Origin of the sequence: Gluconobacter roseus NBRC 3990 (genome assembly GCF_006538885.1) — a bacterium.
GTDB classification, from domain to species: Bacteria; Pseudomonadota; Alphaproteobacteria; order Acetobacterales; family Acetobacteraceae; genus Gluconobacter; species Gluconobacter roseus.
Genome location: NZ_BJLY01000004.1, coordinates 1 through 19,886 on the forward strand (window position 1 = coordinate 1; position 19,886 = coordinate 19,886).

A 19,886-nucleotide genomic window follows, 5' to 3' on the forward strand; every position below is an offset into this window, starting at 1 on the left:
ATAGCCATCAGTCTCAAAAACCCCGCTAAGTCAACGGCTTAGCGGGGTTTTTGTGCGTTATTCTGACTGGATGTGATCTCTGCAAGGCAGCGGAAAAGCTTTGGCGAGTTCATCTGGCTTGTATTGAAACGGAGCCAGGAAGTCTGCCTCTGATTAGGGCTGAACAGGAAGCCGGGAGCGAGCATGATGGCCTGTTCGGCGGCTTTCCGGGCAACAGGCACTGGGTCCAGGTCTGTGCAAAAGCGTGCCCACAGGAACATGCCGCCTTCGGGATATGAGAAAATTTCCAGACCGGCAGCTTCCAGAGACGATATGGCCGTCTTTCGGGTGGTGGCCAGTTTTTCCCGCAATCTCTCCAGATGCAATCGGTGTCGCCCGTCTGCGAGAATGGTATGAACGATGGCCTCGTTCATGGAACTGCTTGTCAGACTGCTGGCCATCTTAAGATGCAGGATTCGTGCGGCGATCTTCGCCGGACAGGCCAGGAATCCGACCCGTAGCCCTGGTGAAATCGTTTTGGAAAAACTGCTGATGAAGATGACCCGTTCCAACTGGTCCAGATGTGCCAGCGTGGGAGTGTTCTCGTCCGCAAGGCCACCAAAAATGTCATCTTCGATAATCATGAAATCATGACGTTCGGCCAGGCTCAGGACATGATGCGTGACGGACGGACTGCAATTCGTACCAGTCGGGTTATGCAACCGGGTATTGAGAATAAAGGCTTTCGGCTGCTCCGTTCTGGCAATACGTTCCAGTGTTGCCAGACAGGGGCCATCGTGAAAGCGTGGAATGCCGATGGTCCGAAGGCCAAGCGCTTCGAGGGTCGGGAAGAGGTTGCAGTAACCGGGATCTTCTACAAGTACAGTGTCTCCTGGTTGGGTCAGACATCTGATGCTCAGTTCCAGAGCCTGACTGGCGCCATGCGTGAGGATGAGAGCCGGCAGGTCACATCTGATGCCCTGTCGCAGCAGGAGCAGGCGGATCAACTCCCGGAGGCCGGCATGACCATAAGGATTGCCATACCCTGACATCTCCGGATCGGGACGACGCCCCAGCGCTGTAAAGGCATGACGGATACCCTCGCGGAAAAGATAGCTGTCCGGCAGCCACCCACATCCTGCCTGAACGACGGACGCGTTGTTTTCATAAGCCCGCTGGAGCATCCATGAGGAATCGATGGATGGGGTAATGTCAGAATGTATGACTGTATTGTCAGTTACATGCTCCCTGTGTCTGGCCACGAAAAAGCCGCTTGCCCTGCGAGCTTCCAAGATCCCATCGGCTACAAGACGATTATAGGCATTGGAGACAGTAAGGGGACTGACACTGCATTGTCGGGCGAGGTGGCGGATGGACGGTAGGCGGGTGCCGGGTGTCCAGTTCTGGCTGCGGACCAGGGTTGTGACCTGCTGGACGATCTGGGTGACTAGAGGGGTGGGGGAATGGGGGTCTGTCTGGATCATGGGTCTGACTGTACCGGTCGTTCTTGCAGTACAGACTAGGCTCATATTTCCCTGACTGTATATATTCAGTTCGTTTCATATTCGGGATAGCCTTTTTTCTGATGTGACGGGGCTGGCGCACCAGGCCTGTTCATGTATGCACCCATCATCAGTCTGCGAGGCGTATCGTGTCGAAACTGACCAACGGATTTGACTGTGTTGAGACTATCCGCAAGGGCACGTACTGGATGCCCTTTACGGCCAATCGCAGGGTCCGGGCCGATCCGCAGGCACGGCTTCTGACGTCTGCGAAGGGGCCTTATTATTATACGCCGGATGGCACGGAGCTTTTCGATACGCTTTCGGGGCTGTGGTGTTCCCCGCTGGGGCATGCGCATCCCCGGATTGTGGAGGCGCTGAAGACGCAGGCCGAGACACTGGATTATGCGCCGCCGTTCCAGCTCACGAATCCGCAGACAGTGCATCTGGCGGAGCGGATCGCCGGCCTTGCGCCGGACGGGATGGATCATGTCTTTTTTGCCAATTCCGGCTCCGAAGCGGTGGATACGGCGCTGAAGATCGCGCTTGGGTATCATCGGCTGCGGCAGGAGGGGCAGCGCTTTCGCATGATCGGGCGTGAGCGCGGGTATCATGGTGTTGGTTTTGGCGGCATGTCCGTTGGCGGGATTGTCCCGAACCGCAAGATGTTCGCTTCGGGCATGATGCCGGGCGTGGATCATCTGCGGCATACCTATAACCCCGAACACATGGCGTTTTCACGGGGTCAGCCGGAATGGGGCGCGGATCATGCCGAGGATCTGGAGCGGCTGGTCGGGCTGCATGACGCCTCGACGATTGCGGCGCTGATTGTAGAACCGGTGCAGGGATCGACGGGGGTGATCGTGCCGCCTGTGGGGTATCTGCGCAGGTTGCGGGAGATCTGCACGAAACATGGCATCCTGCTGATTTTTGATGAGGTTATTACGGGTTTCGGCCGTATGGGCGAAAACTTCGCGGCGCAGCGTTTTGACGTGACGCCGGACATGATCACGTTCGCGAAAGCCGTCACCAACGGCATTGTCCCGATGGGGGGCGTGATTGTGACTGATGAAATCTATAACACGTTCATGACCGGTCCGGAAAATGCCATCGAGTTCGCGCATGGCTATACCTATTCCGGCCATCCGATGGCGACGGCGGTGGCCCATGCGGTTCTGGATGTCATGGAGGAAGAATGCCTTTTCGCGCGTGTCCGTGCACTGGAGCCGGTTCTGGAAGAGGCGGTACACGGGTTGCGCGATCTTCCTGCCGTCAGGGACATCCGTAACATGGGACTGACGGCGGGAGTGGATCTGGTCCCTGCGGAGGGTGCGCCCGGTGCGCGGGGGCTGGCCATTTTCGAGCGCGGTCTGCGCGAAGGTCTGCTTCTGCGCTGCACGGGCGACACGATTTCCTTCGGTCCTCCGTTTATTTCGACCCCGGAGCAGCTTCGCGGGATGATTGATGGTGTCCGCCGTCTGATCCAGTCCGTTTCCTGAAAATACATCCTGTGAGGACAAGACATGCCACTTCTGCATTTTCACCTTGTTGAAGGCCGTTCCGACCGTGAAATCAGGGCGCTTCTCGATGCGGCCCATGAGGCCATGCTGGAGGCGTTCAGGGTTCCGCGCGGGGACCGTTATCAGATCGTCTCGGAGCACAAGCCCTCCCGCATGATCGTGGAGGATACCGGACTGGATATTCCGCGGACCGGAAATGTCGTGCTGTTGCAGGTGTTCAGCCGGCCGCGCGGGGAAGATGCCAATGCGCTGTTCTACCGGCTGCTGGTGGAGCGGCTGGAGGCGGATTGTGGGATTGCGCCTTCGGACGTGATGATCTCCGTTGTTGAGAACGAAGATGCTCACTGGTCCTTCGGCTATGGTCGTGCGCAGTTTCTGACGGGGGAGCTGGGTGGCAAAAAGCCGGAGTAAGTGCCGGGTGTTTGAACGGTCCCGGATCAGGAGAGCCCTGATCCGGGGCCAAAGTTACGTCAGGGCGTGCTCTTGCGGTGGATGGCGGCCTGCATGTCCGGGCTGAAACAGGGCCGTTCCACATACCGGCCCGCGCCGCGTGTTACGCGCAGGTCGTTATCGGCCCAGGCGATTTTTCCGCCGCTGATGGTGTATCGGGCCAGACCGGTCAGGGTCATGCCTTCATAAATGTTGTAATCGACATTCTGGTGGTGGGTTTTTGCGGAGACCGTCCGGCTGGCCTGCGGATCCCACAGGACGAGATCGGCGTCCGCGCCTGCGGAGACGCTGCCCTTGCGGGGATGGATGTTGAAGATCTTCGCCGTGTTGGTGGAGGTGATGGCCACGAATTCCTGCGGGGTCAGTTTTCCGGTCCGCACGCCGTGGTGCCACAGGACGCTCATCCGGTCTTCAATGCCCGGGGTGCCATTGGGGATTTTCGTGAAATCGTTCAGTCCCTGTTCCTTCTGCCCGGCGCAGAAGCAGCAGTGATCCGTGGCGGTGGTCTGAAGTTGGCCGGAAGCCAGTCCTGCCCACAGGGCTTTCTGATGATGTTTTGGGCGGAAGGGCGGGCTCATGACGTGCTGGGCCGCGCCGAGCCAGTTCGGGTCCGCGTAAACGCTGTCGTCGATCACGAGATGCTGGGCCAGGACTTCGCCATAGACGCGCTGGCCACGGGCGCGGGCTGCGGCGATGGCCGCGGCGGCTTCTTCCGTTGAGACATGCACGATGTAGATCGGGGCGCCGAGCAGTCCTGCGATGGCGATGACGCGCTGTGCGGCTTCGCCTTCCACGGAGGGTGGCCGGGAGATTGGGTGCGCCTGCGGGCCTGTCACACCGCGTTTGAGAAGATCGGCCTGAAGGTATGCGACGGCGTCCCCGTTTTCCGCATGGATGTTGCACAAGGCGCCGAGTTCGAGCGCGCGGCTGATGGAGTGCAGGAGGACGTCATCATCCACCATCAGGGCGTTTTTATAGGCCATGAAGTGTTTGAAGGAATTGACGCCGCAGTCCCGGGTCAGAGTGGCCATGTCTTCATGGACTTTCTCGTCCCAGTGTGTGACCGCGACGTGAAACGAGTAGTCGGAGACGGATTTTTCCGCCTTGCGGCGCCAGTCTTTCCAGGCGCCGAGGAGAGAATGTCCGGGTTCGGGGATGACGAAATCAATGATGGTCGTTGTGCCGCCAGCGACGCCCGCGGAGGTGCCCGTATAGAAGTCCTCGCTTGCGACGGAGCCCATGAAGGGCATTTCCATATGGGTGTGCGGGTCGATGCCTCCGGGCATGACCAGCAGGCCGCCCGCATCAAGGGTGTCGCAGCCCGAGGGGGCTTCCAGATCAGGGCCGACGGCGACGATCCTGCGTGCGTCGTCACACAGGACGTCTGCCCTGTGGGCCGTTTCGGCCGTTACGACGGTACCACCACGGATGAGAAGCATGGGTTTATCCTTGTGCAGGGAGGGTGGAGACGGGATTTCGGGTGATCAGGACATGTCTGGTCTTGTCAGCGGGGGGAAAGGGGAGAACGATGTCTGTATGACCGAGACTCTTCCTCCTTCTTCTGTCGGCAGGGCCGTTCACAGGACCCGCCCGGGAACGCCCCGCCCGGGCATTCCCCGTCAGGCGGCTGAAGCGGCCATTCTTGCGGCAGCCGAGCGTGTGTTCGGACTGCATGGTTTCCGCGGGGCGAGCGTGAATGAAATTGCCCGCGAAGCGGGGGTTCCGAAGCCGAACATCCATTACTATTTCGGGACGAAAGAGGAGCTCTATTGCAGCGTCCTCGAAAACATCATGACGTTCTGGCTGCGGGATGCCGATGACTGGCTGGTGCCGGAGCGGCGGGCGCGGGAAGGATTTGAGGGATATATCCGGGCGAAAATGGCGTTTTCCCGCGAGCGGCCGGATGCATCGCGGATCTTTGCCTACGAGGTTTTGCAGGGCGCGGGAAATATCCATCATTATCTGTCTACAACCCTGCGCGAACACGTTGCGAGACGGGCACGGACATTTGAGGTCTGGCACAGGGAGCGCCAGATGCCGGCCATTGATCCGGTGCATCTGATGTTTGCGATCTGGTCAATGACGCAGGCCTATGCGGACATGAGTGCGCAGATAAGCGCGGTGACGGGTCATGCCGTGCTGCATGACTCCGATTTCGAGGCAGGTCTGCAGACGATCCTGCGTCTTGTTCTGGGGTTTTGCAACGATATTGAAGATCGGGCGTGATTTCGGCAAGGAAATGTCTCCCTGTCTGGCGGCCGGAAATGATTATTGTCTGAGAAGGATGTAATTTCCTGACCATGTGGTCAAGTTTACGTTGCGGAATCGGTCTGAACTCAGTCATGGTGTGTCACGAAACGCCCATGGTGGAGAGTTTTCTTCGTGGATCAGACTCCGAATATCACCGCAAACCGCCTGCCGCCGGACATGCTGGCACGGAATTTCTCAGATGCTCATCCGCCTTTGACGGAGGGGCAGGCCACCATCGAGTCCGATCGGTGTTATTTCTGTTACGATGCCCCCTGTATCGAGGCGTGTCCGACCGGGATTGATATTCCCGGCTTCATCAAGAAAATCTCGACAGGGAATATTCCGGGTTCGGCACGGACGATTCTGGAGTCGAACATTTTCGGTGGGTCCTGTGCGCGGGTCTGTCCGACGGAAATCCTCTGTGAAGGCAAATGTGTCCGTAACACGCAGGAAGACCGGCCCATCCAGATCGGGGCGCTTCAGCGTCATGCCACGGACTGGCAGATGCGGGCGGGCGCACAGCCGTTCAGCCGGGCGCCGCTGACGGGAAAGCGGATTGCCGTTGTGGGGGCGGGGCCTGCGGGTCTGGCCTGTGCGCACCGGCTGGCCATGCAGGGGCATGATGTTGTCGTATTCGATGCGCGGCCCCGAGCGGGTGGCCTGAACGAGTACGGTGTTGCCGCTTACAAGCTGGCGGATGAGTTCGCGCAGAAGGAAGTGGCGTTTGTCCTGTCCATTGGCGGGATCACAATCGAGAACGAGATGGTGCTTGGGCGGGACATCACGCTGGCATCTCTGAGGGCGGAGTATGACGCCGTATTCCTCGGGATCGGTCATGCCGGTGTCAGGGCGCTGGGGATTGCCGGGGAGTATTTTCCGGGTGTCCGCAATGCCGTGGAGTTCATTGAGGATCTGCGAGCCTCTCCAACGAAATCGGATGTAGCCGTCGGGCGGCGTGTGGTTGTGATCGGGGGTGGAAATACCGCCATTGATGCTGCTGTTCAGGCGAAGCGTCTGGGAGCGGAGGAGGTCACGCTGGTCTATCGCCGGGCGGCGGAAAACATGTCCGCAACGACGGTCGAGCAGGAATGGGCGCAGACGAACGACGTTACGATCCGGTACTGGTCGGCTCCCATGCGGATCGACGGGACGGAGGATGGGGTTGCGTCCGTTACCTTTGCCCGTGGTGTCGTGAAGGACGGGCGGGCGGTTTACGATCAGGGGGACTATACGCTTGAGGCGGATATGGTTCTCAAGGCGGTGGGACAGCTGTTCCTGCCGGACCCGCTGGCTGAAGACGAAATCGTTATCGAGGGTGGCCGCATCAGGGTGGATGCCGAAGGGCGGACAACCATGACGGGCGTGTATGCCGGTGGAGACTGCACGGCGGGCGAGGATCTGACCGTGGCAGCTGTCCGTGACGGTCGCAATGCTGCTGAAGCCATCACGGCGGATCTGATGAAGGCGGGGAACTGAGACATGGCCGATCTGAGCACCAATATCGCTGGTATCCGTTCTCCCAATCCGTTCTGGCTGGCGTCGGCGCCGCCGACCGACAAGGAATACAATGTCCGCCGGGCTCTGGAAGCCGGCTGGGGTGGGGTGGTGTGGAAGACGCTGGGCGAGGATCCGCCGGTTGTGAATGTCAGCAGCCGTTACGGGGCCACCCGCTATAACGGGCAGCGCATGGCCGGGCTTAACAACATCGAGCTCATCACGGATCGTCCGCTGGCGGTCAATCTGGCGGAGATCAAGGCCGTCAAGAAGGATTATCCGGACCGTGCCATCATCGTCAGCATCATGGTTCCGTGTGTGGAGGAAAGCTGGAAGCGCATCCTTCCGCTTGTCGAGGAGACGGGAGCGGATGGCATCGAGCTGAACTTTGGCTGTCCGCATGGCATGTCCGAGCGGAACATGGGATCCGCGGTCGGGCAGGTTCCGGGATATGTGGAAATGGTGACGCGGTGGTGCAAGCAGTATACGCGGATGCCGGTGATCGTGAAGCTGACGCCGAATATCACGAATATCCTCAATCCGGCCCGGGCGGCCCTGCGCGGGGGGGGGGGCTGATGCGGTTTCGCTGATCAACACCATCCAGTCCGTGGTGGGGGTTGATCTGGATGCGATGGCGCCGATGCCGGTTGTGGACGGGCGGGGGACGCATGGCGGTTATTGCGGGCCTGCGGTGAAGCCGATTGCCCTGCGGATGCTGGGGGAGATTGCGCGGACGCCCGATACGTCCGTTCTGCCGATTTCGGGGATCGGGGGAATCTCGAACTGGCGGGATGCGGCCGAGTTCCTGGTCATGGGGGCGACGTCGCTTCAGGTGTGCACGGCGGCGATGCATTATGGATTCCGGATCGTGGAGGACATGATCGATGGCCTGTCCAACTGGATGGACGAGAAGGGCTTCGAGACGATCGCGGATGTGACGGGGCGTGCTGTTCCGAATTTCGTCAACTGGAACCAGCTCAACCTGAAGTTCAAAACGCTTGCATCCATTGATCAGGAAGCCTGCATCAAATGTGGTCTTTGCCATATTGCGTGTGAGGATACGTCCCATCAGGCCATTTCGAAGACGCTGCTGAATGGCGAGCGTCATTATGAAGTCATTGATGAGGAATGTGTGGGCTGTAACCTCTGTGCGCATGTGTGCCCGGTGGATGACTGCATCACGATGGTGCCGCAGCCTGTCGAGGATGTTCAGACATGGAACGAGCATCCCAACAATCCGATGAGCAAGATCCCTGCAAAAGCGGGCTGATCGCCCGGACACGAGAAACCCGAAAACGGAGAACGACAATGAGCACGCAGTCTGCATCTGGCGCGGTTGGCAATGTTACCGTGAATGGCGTGAAGCTCTGGGAGGATATTCTGGAGACGGCACGGTTTGGTGGGACGCCGAAGGGTGGAATCCGGCGCCTTGCGCTGACGGAGGAGGACCGTCAGGTCCGGGACTGGTTTGTCCGGGCCTGTGAGGCGCTGGGATGTACGGTGTCCCATGATTCCATGGGGAACCAGTTCGCGCGGCGTCCCGGAACGGAGGAGACGCTGCCGCCCATTACGATGGGGAGTCATCTCGATACGCAGCCGACCGGTGGGAAATTCGACGGAATTGTCGGTGTTCTGGGTGGTCTGGCGGTTCTGCGGACGCTGCATGAAACGGGGCGGGAGACACGTCATCCGATCGAGTTGATCAACTGGACGAACGAGGAAGGGTCGCGTTTTGCGCCCGCCATGCTGTCCTCTGGTGTGTTTGCGGGTGTTTTTACGGAGCAGGAGGCGCTTGATACGAAGGATCGGGAAGGCGTGCGTTTCGGGGATGCGCTTGAGGGCATCGGGTATCGTGGTGTGGAGGTCTGTGGCGCACATCCTGTGGCGGCGTATTTCGAACTGCATATCGAGCAGGGGCCGATCCTTGAAGTCGAGCATAAGACGATCGGGATCGTGACGGGTGTGCAGGGTATGCGCTGGTACGAGGTTACGCTTACGGGACGGGATTCCCATGCCGGGAGCACGCCCATGCGGATGCGGGCGGATGCTCTGGTGACGGCCGCGCGTCTGATTGATGCCGTGCAGACAATCGCGCTGGAGCATGGTCCGGATGCGGTGGGGACGGTCGGGTTGATCGAGAACAGGCCGAACAGTCGCAATGTCGTTCCGGGGGACGTGTTTTTTGCGGTCGATTTCCGTGATCCGGACGACAGCATTGTCCAGAAAATGGAAGAGGCGTTTTATGCACAGGCGTCGGAGCTGGCCGAAGCGGCCGGTCTGACGCTGGAGATTGCGCGGGTATGGGATACGCCTGCGGTTCAGTTCGATCCGGAATGCATTGCATCCGTCGCGCGTGCGGCTGATGCGCTGGGTTATCCGGCCCGGCGGATCGTTTCGGGTGCGGGGCATGATGCGACCTATATGGCGCAGGTTGCTCCGACTGCGATGATTTTTGTGCCCTGTGCCGGAGGGCTCAGTCATAACGAGGAAGAAAGTGCCGAGCCTGACGATGTGACGGCCGGTGCCAATGTGCTTCTCCGGGCTGTGCTGGAGACGGATATGCGTCTCTGACAGGCGCGGCTGGCCGGATTTTTTGAGACTGGGGAGGGGCGTTGATGAAGCCGGGTTTTGCAGCGGATCTCTATAACGAGGAACTTGCCCCGGTTGCGCCGGAGAAGCGGAACTGGTCATGGCTGAACATGGCCACGGTCTGGATGGGGATGGTCCATAATATCGTGGCCTATGAAGCGGCGGCCGGTCTTATGGCGCTTGGTCTTTCAGCGTGGGAATGTCTGGAAGTCGTGGCCGTTGCCTATGCGATCCTCTTCGTGACGATGTGGCTTAATGCGCGGCCCGGAACGCAGTATGGGATTCCGTTCTGTGTCCTGATCCGTTCTGCTTTCGGGCCGAAAGGGGCACAGATTCCGGTTGTCCTGCGGGGATTTTGTGCGGTTTTCTGGTTTTCCGTTCAGGCTTATGCCGCCACACAGGCGATGGATGCCATTCTGTCCACGCTGAGTGCGACATGGGCGTCTTTCACTACGCCTGTTCTGGGGATGCCCGAAAAGCGCTGGGCGTCGATGGCGATCATCTGGGCGCTTCATGCCTGGATTTCGAGCCATGGTGTCCATCGTATCAAGAACTTCGAGCTGGTTGCAGGGCCACTGGTCATTGTGGTGGGGCTTATCGCGACAGTCTGGGGACTGCGGGTGGGGCATGGTCTGGGGCCGCTGTTTTCCGTCCCGTCCCGGCTGCACGGGTTGGCCTTCGTGGCGACGTTTGCGCTGGGCGTGACGGGCATGATCGGGATGTGGGCGACATTCGCCGTGAATATCCCGGATCTCTCGCGGTTTGTCCGGTCCCAGCGGGATCAGGTCATCGGGCAGGCCATCGGTCTGCCACTGACGGCGCTTGTTTTCACTCCGATGGCCATCATTACCACGTCGGCGACTGTTCTGCTGTTCGGGCGGCCGATCTGGAATCCGACAGCGCTTCTGCTCGCGCTCAATCAGCCTCTTGTTACGGTCATCGGCGGGGCCACGCTCATTCTGGCGACACTGTCCGTGAATGTGGTCGCCAATATTCTTCCCGCGTCCTACGATCTTATCAATCTCTTTCCTCGCCACCTTGATTTCAATCGGGCCAGCCGGCTTGTTCTTGCGCTGGGCGTTTTCTTCGTACCCTGGCTCTGGTTCGATCATGCCGATAACATTTATCGGATGCTTGATGTCATCGGTGGTACCCTGGGGCCTGTGACCGGTATTATGCTGGCTGATTATTATATTGTCCGGCGGCAAACACTTGATGTGGGTGCGCTTTACCGGCACGGGGATGTCTATGACGGCCGGGGAGGCTGGCATCTGCCGGCGGTCATTACTTTGGTGGTGGGGGGCGCTGTCGCTTCGGCTGGGCAGGTGGTGCCAGCTCTGCATGCCCTGGGGAATGTGTCCTGGTTTGCTGGGATTTTCATCGGGTTTGGACTGTATCTGGGCCTGACCTGCGACTGGCAGAAACGGAGCGTACAGATCAGATGACCGGCGCTCCATGACAGTTCGGTGAAGAAATCATACGTTGCAGATTCGAATCATTGTGTCTTCCGTCCGGACTTGATACTAATTTGACTGTTTAGTCAGCTTCACAATGTTTCAGCCCCGTGCCTTTGCAGCAGAATGTTGCAGGATACGTCCTCTGAAGGAAAACGCGTTTCCATGTCGCTTCCTTTTATCCGAACCTGTTATGTAACCCTTCTTGCGGGCACGGCACTGGCCAGTGTGGCTGCGCATGCGGCATCCCCGGACCAGACATCCCATAAGCCTTCTTCTGCGACACCTTCCGGCAGCAGGTCGGCATCGGGTTCGGGTAAGGCTGCAGCTTCGGCTGCACCCGCGGTGAGAAAAACTCCGCACGACATGACGGCGGCTGGCAAGGTCGAGGAAGTCAACGTTTCCGGGCGCAGCACGCGGACGCGTTCGCCGGGCGGTGGCCTGATGCGGGTCGAAACAGCGGCGAAGGCCGTCCAGACTGTCACGCGCGATTTTATCGCAAAGCAGATGCCCTCCGCGAACGTCCAGCAGCTTATTGCGATGCTGCCAAGTGTGAACGTTGCGCAGCAGGATCCGGCGGGGCTGTATTCCGGGCAGGTCAATGTCCGGGGATTTGACCAGAGCGAAGTGGGCTGGATGCTCGATGGCGCGCCGCTGAATGATATTGGTGGCGGCCAGTTCTATGCGAACGAAGTTCTGGAATCCGAGGATCTGGAGAATGTCTCGCTTCAGCCCGGTTCGGTTGATATCAACAGTCCTGTGGTGAATGCGTCTGCCGGTCTGACCAGCATGACCATGACGAATCCGACGACGCGCGCAGGGGGACTGCTGGATGTTTCCTTCGGTTCGTTCGATACGTTCCGCGAGTTTCTGCGCCTGAACTCCGGCTATATCGGAAACAGCGGCATCAGGGCCATGTTTGCTTTCAGCCATACAAAGGCCAACCAGTATCGCGGCCCCGGGCAGGCGGAGAAGTTCCATTATGACTTCAAGGCTGTAAAGGATTTCAGCAATGGAAGTCATACCGGTCTGACAGTGTCGTATAACGACCAGGTCAATGATTCCTATCTCAACCCGAGCCTGCCCAACTACCTGAAGTCCGGTTACAGCAACAACTACGTGGCGGATTATACGGGCGTGAGTTCAGGGGCCAATTATTACCGGCTCCATGTCAACCCGTTCCGGAACGTGGTTGCGGTGTTGCCCACCCATATCGTGGTTTCTCCGAACATTACGGTCGATGACTCTCTTTATTTCTGGCATGGAATTGGAAACGGCACGGGGGCAGGGCTGGTGAATGCTTCGACCGGCCTTGGCAATCAGTCTGTGACACTGGATCTGAATGGTGCCAGCCGTGCGCTTGCACTGACGCCGTCCAACCAGGAACAGTTCCGTACCGGCAACACGCTTTCCCTGCATTACAGGCCGGACCGGCACCATGATCTTTCCATGGGGTGGTGGTATGAATATTCCAACGAGCTTCAGTTCTCTCCCTATGGGAGTGTGAGTCAGACGACTGGAGAGCCGGCCAACATCTGGGGCACGAGCGGTATTCTTCAGACGACGACGGGACAGGATTATAACGTCCGCAACTTCCTGACCCTGACGCAGGTGAACATGCTGTTCGTCGGCGATGAGATGAAATATTTCAATGACCGTCTGAAGATCGTTCTGGGCTTCAAGGAAGCCATGGTGACGCGCCGGACCTACAACTATACGCCCGGCACGACCTATAACCGGAACCTGCATAGTGCGGAGCCGCTGCCGCAGATCGGGTTATCCTGGAACTTTGATCGCAAGAACCAGATCTTTGTTTCCGGCAGCACCAATTTCAAAATGCCGTCCAATACGTCTCTTGTGGATTATTACGGCACCGGGAAAACGAAGACACAGCTCGGTGGTCCCAGCAATCCCGAATATACGATCGAGGAAGAACTGGGCTACCGTTATAATGGCGATGTCATTATCGGGTCAGTGTCCTTCTTCAACTACAATCTGTCCAACCGCCAGCAGTCTCTGAATTATTATCTGGGCGGGACGGCGAACGGGGCGTCCTACAGCCAGACCGTCAACGCCGGTGGGCAGACGACGCGGGGTGTTGATATCCAGCTCAGCACGCGTCCGATCTGGCATCATCTGCGTCCATACGTGACATTTGAATATCTGCACTCGACCATCGACAATAATATCGCGGCGACCACGACCAGTGGGACCAGTGACTTTCTGCCGACCAAAGGCAAGACGGCCATTCGTTCTCCGCATGAGATGGCGGGGATCGGCATAGATTACGACGATGGCAGTTTCTGGTTTTCCGGGCAGGTCAAGTATGTGGGCAAGCAGTACGCCACGTTCATGAACGATAATGCCATTCCGCAGTACATCACGAACAATGTCGGCATGGGATACCGCTTCCACAATACGGGTTTCCTGAAATCGCCGCAGATCCAGCTGAACATGCAGAACCTGACGGGGGCCAAGTTCCGTAGCGGCGTTTACGGTTTCACGACGAATGCGAATGCGACGAAGGGTGTTTTCGGCGGTACGATTGCAGGATCTGCCCCGAGCTATTACCTCCAGGTACCATTCAGCGCGATGGTCACGCTCTCGACCGGCTTCTAAAACGCAAGGGGCCTCACCAGGCACAATCGATAAATTGTGCCTGCCCGACTACGTGTATGTGAGGCGAGTGCTGTGAAGCTGTTGAGTATGGCGGAGCAGACATGAATTTCGCTGGTTCGGCGATTGAAATGCATGTCCATTCAGGCGCTGCGAGGCGCCTGAAGATGAGTGATCTGTATTGACTGATACGAACAGACTAAGCGGCTGCGGCTGATTTCCAACGAAGCACAACAGCAGGCCCTGTGAGCAGTGACACGGGACTGCTGTTGCGGTTTATCGGATGTATTTCTGAAGTGTTCGACCGATCCTGTTGGCTGGCATTTCAATGAAATGAAAGCAGAAAGAGGCTGATATAAACGAAATGATCAGGACAGGAAGCAGCATGACTGAAATCTGCACGGACAGGGGCTCTGAAAGCAGGAGAGGGCTTACCAGACGTGCAACAATGACAATCACCAGAAAATGGAAAAGGTATATTCCAAACGATATATCGCCAATTCGAGACAGCCAGCGGTGCGACAGAACTCTGGACATATGATTTTTTGTCGCTAGTCCATAAATAATGACTGCAGAAAAAAGGGCTTCAATCAGGCTGCATAAGGGATCGTGAAATGGGATTTCGCCCTGGTGGGGGAATAGCCCCAGTGTTCCTCGAACGCCAAACAGGCCAATTACAGCAAGATAGAAGAATACATCAGGGTAGTTTCCTTTATGCGATTCCAGAATTTTAAATGTTAGAATGCCAATAATGAAGTCTACAGCATAAAAAACTGGCAGAGTCTTTCCGCCGCCATCAGCTACAAGAAAAGACAGTCCTGCAAATATTGCAGTAGTGAGCGCTGCCATCCATACGCGCCCGGTGCAAGCCTTGATAAAAAAAGGCAATACAAATGCGACCATAATTTCGCAGGTAATCGTCCAGTTCTGAGGGACGAGAGCACTGTTCATGCCAATAAAGCATTTGATTATGGTAAAGCCGGATAAAGGCAGTCCATGAGGCAACAATCCCTGAAACCAGGTATTGAGGAATGGCACGTTTCTTTCCGAGAGACTCGACTTTACGTAAATCAGGGATAAGGCGGTGACGACCATCAGGAGAGGCAGTATTCGAAAGATGCGGCGTGTATAAAAACCCGCAATTTCTCTGATTTCGAGTGGTTTTCTGAAAAAGGAAGGTGACAGGACAAAGCCGCTCAGAACAAAAAATACAACGACTGCAGCATGGGAGTTGAGGACAACGTCCTCAAATGTAAGCCAGAAAGAACTGCTTACAGGAAAGCAAAGCACATAGTGTCGTAGTAATACGATCAGGGAAGCAATTCCCCGCAGTGACTGGAGGGATGGAATATGATGGTCAAAGGATTTTGTCGCTTTGAATGATTTTCCAATCGAATGAGACACCGTTACTTTTTTCTCCCGCAAAATTTAGTTCGTTATAAAGCAGCTGAAATAAAAAAAGGAAGCACCCGGATACGGGTGCTCCCTTTTCTATGTAGAAACAGGCTAAGTGCCGAAACGATCAGCAGCCCCAGTGCGATGTGTTGTGCAGCACGGGAACCTGCGAATGCGAAGCCGACTGTGTGGTCGACGAGAAGCAACCCTGTGAACCAGCGTGGCTCGTCGATGCGGTGGAGCAGCCCCATGCGTTGCCCGACTTGCCGAAGCTGCCGCCGAAGCAGTTGCTGCTACCGCTACCGCTTGACTGCCATCCACTGCAGGACGAGAAAGCTCCGTTCATTGCAGAAATGATCTTGTGAATGGAGGAGGCAAGATCGCTTCCGCTGCAGCCGCCAGAGCCCCAGCCCCAGCTTCCGCTATGGCTACCGCAGGCAGTGCTGCTGCCATTGTCATTGTGCGTTGAGCTTCCGTTGTGGCCATTCCAGCCGGAATGTCCGTCCTTACCGGAATGTCCTTCACAGCCGGAATGGCTGTTATGGTCCCAGTGGCCACAATGACTATTGTCCGAGCTGCCTTTGTCAGCCGAGGCATCAGAGATCAGATAGTTTCCGCTCTTGTCCTGCGTAATCTGAAGCGTACCGGGGGTATAGCCTGAAGCCATCGAGACATTGCTCAGGGTTAGCGTATGATTGTCGCTTTCCTGAACAACGAGGCTGTAGCTGCCGTCGGTGTTCTTGACATAGGAAGCTGAAAGCGGAGTTTCACCCGTGTTGGCGGTAATGCCGAATTCCGTCTTGCCAGAAACATTGCTGAAGCTGGTATCAACGGTTGTGTCCTGGCCGTTGAGGAAGAACTGCTCGCTCGACTTGGGGTCAAAGGAGACCGAAACGCCGGTTGCCAGGAAGCCCGTGTAAACGGAGCTGTCACCAGACAGGGTGATATGCATCGAATTGGCGATGTTGACGCCGTCCGTCTGGCTTCCGAATGTCGAATTGACAAGGTTCAGCGTACCGCTGCCGTTCAGTCGCTCGCCATCGCCCATAAAGACGTTACTGCGGTTGTTCTCAATGGTCATGGTACCGTCCATGACGTTGATGTCGCCAAGCTGAACAGCCGAACCCGTATCGATTACAATCGAGCCGTACTGGAACACCTGAAAAGAACTCGTCGAGAAAACAGGCGAGCTTTCACTGGACGTGCAGGAAGACGCCGTGATGTCGAGTGTGCCGTAATCACCGATTGTCAGGCTGGGAACAGCCGTCGAATTTGCCGTTCCGGCGACAGCTTCAGCTGTGGCGGTTGAGCTCGTTCCGGTAATATTGACATCGTGATAGGTCGTCGGGGAAGCGCCCGTGGACCAGTTCTTGACATTATAGAAATCGCCGTTCGTGCCGCCGGTCCAGTAAGTAGAAGCCATTAGACAAGTATCCTATATTCCAGGGAAACCCGGATATTCTTATGTTCAAAGCTCGAGTGCAGAATTATTCAACCCGCGCACTCTCATCCGGGATCAATGCTGGCTTAATTTGCACATCTCAAAAATATTTTCTCATTAATAAGACGTTAAATGCTTTTTTTCTATAAATTGCAGATAGCCAGAAATTCCCGGAATCTCGGGTATCAGCGCGGTTTTTTCCAATTTCCGAATGTATGCTGGCGATCTGTTTTCGTGGGCTCGTCAGGAAAGATCGGGTTTTTCTGACCACGATTCGTCCGGTCTGGAGAATTGCACAGACAGGCAAATAGCGATTATGACAGCCGCGACATATCTGGAAACGCACAAGCAGGATGATCAGGATATTCGCGTTCCGATATTCCCCTGTGCTGTGACAGTCGGGTCATCGAACGGGCATAGTTTTTGGGGAGGGCAAGCTGCGTAGACCAATCTGACAGACTTCTCTACGTTTCCAAAAAACAGTATCATAGTGAGACCCCCATTGAGCGCCGAAGTAAGAAAAATTGCATTTTATTTGCCGCAATTTCATCGCATTCCCGAAAACGACAAATGGTGGGGTGAGGGCTTTACGGAGTGGACTAACGTCCGCAAGGCGAAACCACTCTTCAAGGGGCATGTTCAACCTATCGTTCCAGGAGAGCTGGGATACTACAATCTGTTAGACGAGCAGGTTTATGCTGCTCAGGCGCAGATGGCCCAAAGTCATGGAATTGAGGGGTTTTGCTACTGGCATTACTGGTTTGGAAACGGAAAGCGGATTCTTGAGAAACCCTTCAACAAGGTTCTGGAGACAGGAAAGCCTGATTTTCCGTTTTGTCTGTGCTGGGCCAACCAGTCCTGGACAGGTGTGTGGCATGGGGCCCCAAAGCAGGTGCTCATGGAGCAGACCTATAATGGTGAGGAGGATATGCGGGCCCATTTTGCATTTCTCGCAAAGGCTTTCCGGGATCCTCGCTACATTACCTTCAATGGTCGGCCTGTTTTTCCGATCTATGGCGTTCGTGAACTTCCTGACCCACCGGCTTATATTAGGGCGCTGCGAAATCTGGCGGTTGAACACGGATTTCCGGGTCTGCATGTTATTGGTATGGCCAATAGGGATGCCGATAAACTTCTGACCTGTTGTGATCAGGTTATGCCTTTTGGGCCTGGAGATTATCTGGACAACAACCCATTAGGATTAGGATTGGTAAGACGCGTATTGCGTCGTTTTCTCTGCACATCAAAGGCGGACTGGCTGCCTGATGCCCTGCGAAAAGCAATGAATGCACCGATTCATCATCCATTTCGGGATGTGGTCGATCAGGCTTTCAAAGACCTTCCTGCGTCTGCGGATTATATCCCCTGCGTCACGACTGGCTGGGACAATACCCCACGTTCGAAACGTAGAGGGGTTGTCTTTGAAGGATATTCTCCTGAACTGCTGGGCGAATATGTGCGCAAGGCAGTACTGCGGAACAGGCAGATCGGCAGTGATAATTTCATTTTCTTCAAAGCCTGGAATGAATGGGCGGAAGGCAATATTCTGGAACCTGAAACGCGTTTCGGGATGAAACCGCTTGAAGCCGTAGCGGCAGCGCTAAAGGATTGATCTGAAATCGTGACCGACAGATCTCAGCCAGAAACTCTCCTGAATCCGGAACATGAAGTCATGACGGATACAGGTGCAAAAACAGCGCGGGGAGCGGCCTTTCTGCTTGGTACCAAGCTCTCAGGCCGCGTTCTGGATTTTATTTCTCTTGTCGTTCTGACACATCTTCTGCGACCAGCCGATTTCGGTCTGGTTTCGTTGGCCATGTCCGTAATCTATCTGGCAGAGGCAGTTTTCGAACTACCTCTGTATCAGGCACTGATTGTTCTGGATCTGATAGACAAAGATCATCTCGATACTGCATTTACACTGAGCTTCCTGCGTGGGTTCGCAATCTGTATCGTTATTCTCGTTATTTCCGCGCCGTTCTCGATTTTCTATCACGATTTCAGACTGTTTCCGCTTCTTATGGCACTCAGTCTGGCGCCTGCATTTCGCGGACTGCACAGTCCGGGCATCGCAATTTATGCCAAGCAGCTCGATTTTGCGCGCGAATGTGCCATTGAACTGCTGGGGAAAGGCTGCGCGGTAGTTGTTGCCGTTCTGGTCGCTTTTACAATGCGATCATATTGGGCCATTGCGGCCGCAACGATTACCAATGCTGTTGCTTCCATGGCCGTCTCGTATGTTGTATCCGCGTATAGACCACGTTTTACACTGTCTCGATGGAATGATTTCAAGAGCTTCCTTGGCTGGAGCAGCGGTGCCCAGATTCTCAGCGCCATTAACTGGCAATACGATCGCCTCATTCTGGGCCGTCTTGTCTCTGCGCCGACCCTTGGTGCTTTTTCGATAGCAAGCGATCTCGTTGGCATTCCTTCTCAGGCCATTGCCGTTCCTCTGGGTCGTCCTCTTCTTTCTGCTCTCGTCGCGAGCCGTAATAATCTGGATCGTCTGAGAAATCTTTATCGCCTGTCGAACACGACCATTTTTATGGTCATTCTTCCCGTTTTTATTGAGATGTCTTGTCTTTCCAATGAAATCGTTCACACGATTCTGGGACCAAAATGGGAGAAATCCGTTACTTATATTTCTCTCCTTGCCATTCCTCCAATGATTGCAGGTCTGGCTGAGGGTATTGGGGCTCTGGTGACGGCTTTCAAGAAAAACCACCTCTATATGCGCCTTAATGCTCTGGAATTCTTTCTCAAGATACCCATTATTACGGGCGTTTCATTTCTCTTCGGAGCGATCGGGGTGTGCTGGGCTCGTATAGGTATAGCATCCATTATGATGGTTGTTTGCCTCACGATGACCAGATCTCTGATCAAGACATCCTATACCGAAATATTTTTTCAGAACTGGCGTACCGCTCTGGCTGGAATCATTTCCTGCCTCGTCATGGAAGGTCTGAAATACAATATTCTGCCTTCAACGTGGCCGGGGCTTGCGAGGCTGTTCATTCTGGGATGGGCCGGAATAGGGGCCTATGTCCTTGCTCTGCTTGGGCTCTGGTATCTGACCGGGAAAAAAGCTGATGATATTGAAGCCAAAATCGTCGGGAAACTCCTGTCGAGATTCAGGAAGCCCCAGCCGCAGTCCTGAGACGCGGTTTCCTGGTGACTTCAAGCGTTAGTAGCTCTC

Annotated in this window: 13 protein-coding genes and 1 pseudogene; 10 read left to right on the forward strand and 4 right to left on the reverse strand. The window is 56.1% G+C overall.

The window, feature by feature from the left end; translation table 11 throughout:
• Window positions 1-38: 38 nt before the first annotated feature.
• Window positions 39-1,463: an aminotransferase-like domain-containing protein gene (locus GRO01_RS10055; RefSeq protein ID WP_062507742.1), complete on the reverse strand. Its 1,425-nt coding sequence runs from the start codon at window positions 1,461-1,463 to the stop codon at window positions 39-41.
• 227 nt (window positions 1,464-1,690) lie between these two features.
• On the opposite strand from GRO01_RS10055, the gene GRO01_RS10060 reads away from it, so the two are divergent.
• Both GRO01_RS10060 and GRO01_RS10065 read left to right on the forward strand, forming a co-directional pair.
• On the forward strand, window positions 1,691-2,980 hold the full coding sequence (locus tag GRO01_RS10060; RefSeq protein ID WP_174787445.1) for an aspartate aminotransferase family protein: 1,290 nt from the start codon (window positions 1,691-1,693) through the stop codon (window positions 2,978-2,980).
• A 24-nt stretch (window positions 2,981-3,004) separates the two neighbouring features.
• Window positions 3,005-3,412: a tautomerase family protein gene (locus GRO01_RS10065; RefSeq protein ID WP_062507746.1), complete on the forward strand. Its 408-nt coding sequence runs from the start codon at window positions 3,005-3,007 to the stop codon at window positions 3,410-3,412.
• Between the two features lie 59 nt (window positions 3,413-3,471).
• Here the strand turns inward: GRO01_RS10065 and hydA are convergent, their stop codons facing one another.
• The gene (gene hydA / locus GRO01_RS10070) at window positions 3,472-4,890 is read right to left on the reverse strand and encodes a dihydropyrimidinase (protein ID WP_062507748.1); all 1,419 of its coding nucleotides are present in this window, start codon (window positions 4,888-4,890) and stop codon (window positions 3,472-3,474) included.
• A gap of 97 nt (window positions 4,891-4,987) precedes the next feature.
• On the opposite strand from hydA, the gene GRO01_RS10075 reads away from it, so the two are divergent.
• The 6 genes and pseudogenes from GRO01_RS10075 (at window position 4,988) to GRO01_RS10100 (ending at window position 13,857) form a co-directional block, all read left to right on the forward strand.
• The gene (locus GRO01_RS10075; protein WP_167494588.1) at window positions 4,988-5,677 is read left to right on the forward strand and encodes a TetR/AcrR family transcriptional regulator; all 690 of its coding nucleotides are present in this window, start codon (window positions 4,988-4,990) and stop codon (window positions 5,675-5,677) included.
• A 201-nt stretch (window positions 5,678-5,878) separates the two neighbouring features.
• Window positions 5,879-7,177 (forward strand): NAD(P)-dependent oxidoreductase, encoded by a 1,299-nt coding sequence (locus GRO01_RS10080; protein WP_062507887.1) that lies wholly within the window; start codon window positions 5,879-5,881, stop codon window positions 7,175-7,177.
• Between the two features lie 3 nt (window positions 7,178-7,180).
• Window positions 7,181-8,465 (forward strand): annotated as a pseudogene (gene preA / locus GRO01_RS10085) (NAD-dependent dihydropyrimidine dehydrogenase subunit PreA).
• A gap of 38 nt (window positions 8,466-8,503) precedes the next feature.
• Entirely contained in the window at window positions 8,504-9,766 is a 1,263-nt protein-coding gene (locus GRO01_RS10090) for a Zn-dependent hydrolase (RefSeq protein WP_062507752.1), read from the forward strand.
• A gap of 44 nt (window positions 9,767-9,810) precedes the next feature.
• Entirely contained in the window at window positions 9,811-11,229 is a 1,419-nt protein-coding gene (locus GRO01_RS10095) for an NCS1 family nucleobase:cation symporter-1 (RefSeq protein WP_062507754.1), read from the forward strand.
• 174 nt (window positions 11,230-11,403) lie between these two features.
• Window positions 11,404-13,857 carry a TonB-dependent receptor gene (locus GRO01_RS10100; protein WP_062507756.1) on the forward strand — a complete coding sequence of 818 codons (2,454 nt, stop codon included), beginning with the start codon at window positions 11,404-11,406 and terminating at the stop codon, window positions 13,855-13,857.
• 273 nt (window positions 13,858-14,130) lie between these two features.
• Here GRO01_RS10100 and GRO01_RS10105 read toward each other — a convergent pair whose 3' ends face one another.
• Both GRO01_RS10105 and GRO01_RS10110 read right to left on the reverse strand, forming a co-directional pair.
• On the reverse strand, window positions 14,131-15,258 hold the full coding sequence (locus GRO01_RS10105; protein WP_167494589.1) for an acyltransferase family protein: 1,128 nt from the start codon (window positions 15,256-15,258) through the stop codon (window positions 14,131-14,133).
• 118 nt (window positions 15,259-15,376) lie between these two features.
• Window positions 15,377-16,672, reverse strand: coding sequence for a hypothetical protein (locus GRO01_RS10110; protein ID WP_062507760.1), 1,296 nt, complete (start codon window positions 16,670-16,672; stop codon window positions 15,377-15,379).
• A 520-nt stretch (window positions 16,673-17,192) separates the two neighbouring features.
• Between GRO01_RS10110 and GRO01_RS10115 the strand changes: the two genes are divergently transcribed.
• On the forward strand, window positions 17,193-18,302 hold the full coding sequence (locus GRO01_RS10115) for a glycosyltransferase WbsX family protein (protein ID WP_062507762.1): 1,110 nt from the start codon (window positions 17,193-17,195) through the stop codon (window positions 18,300-18,302).
• 9 nt (window positions 18,303-18,311) lie between these two features.
• Window positions 18,312-19,847, forward strand: a complete 1,536-nt coding sequence (locus tag GRO01_RS10120; protein WP_141306993.1) for an oligosaccharide flippase family protein — start codon at window positions 18,312-18,314, stop codon at window positions 19,845-19,847.
• Window positions 19,848-19,886 lie beyond the last annotated feature (39 nt).

Excerpts from the sequence above, each read along its gene's own strand:
- GRO01_RS10055 (WP_062507742.1), bottom strand. The coding sequence starts at position 1,463 with ATGATCCAGACAGACCCCCATTCCCCCACCCCTCTAGTCACCCAGATC.
- GRO01_RS10060 (WP_174787445.1), top strand. The coding sequence starts at position 1,691 with ATGCCCTTTACGGCCAATCGCAGGGTCCGGGCCGATCCGCAGGCACGG.
- GRO01_RS10065 (WP_062507746.1), top strand. The coding sequence starts at position 3,005 with ATGCCACTTCTGCATTTTCACCTTGTTGAAGGCCGTTCCGACCGTGAA.
- hydA (WP_062507748.1), bottom strand. The coding sequence starts at position 4,890 with ATGCTTCTCATCCGTGGTGGTACCGTCGTAACGGCCGAAACGGCCCAC.
- GRO01_RS10075 (WP_167494588.1), top strand. The coding sequence starts at position 4,988 with ATGACCGAGACTCTTCCTCCTTCTTCTGTCGGCAGGGCCGTTCACAGG.
- GRO01_RS10080 (WP_062507887.1), top strand. The coding sequence starts at position 5,879 with ATGCTGGCACGGAATTTCTCAGATGCTCATCCGCCTTTGACGGAGGGG.
- GRO01_RS10090 (WP_062507752.1), top strand. The coding sequence starts at position 8,504 with ATGAGCACGCAGTCTGCATCTGGCGCGGTTGGCAATGTTACCGTGAAT.
- GRO01_RS10095 (WP_062507754.1), top strand. The coding sequence starts at position 9,811 with ATGAAGCCGGGTTTTGCAGCGGATCTCTATAACGAGGAACTTGCCCCG.
- GRO01_RS10100 (WP_062507756.1), top strand. The coding sequence starts at position 11,404 with ATGTCGCTTCCTTTTATCCGAACCTGTTATGTAACCCTTCTTGCGGGC.
- GRO01_RS10110 (WP_062507760.1), bottom strand. The coding sequence starts at position 16,672 with ATGGCTTCTACTTACTGGACCGGCGGCACGAACGGCGATTTCTATAAT.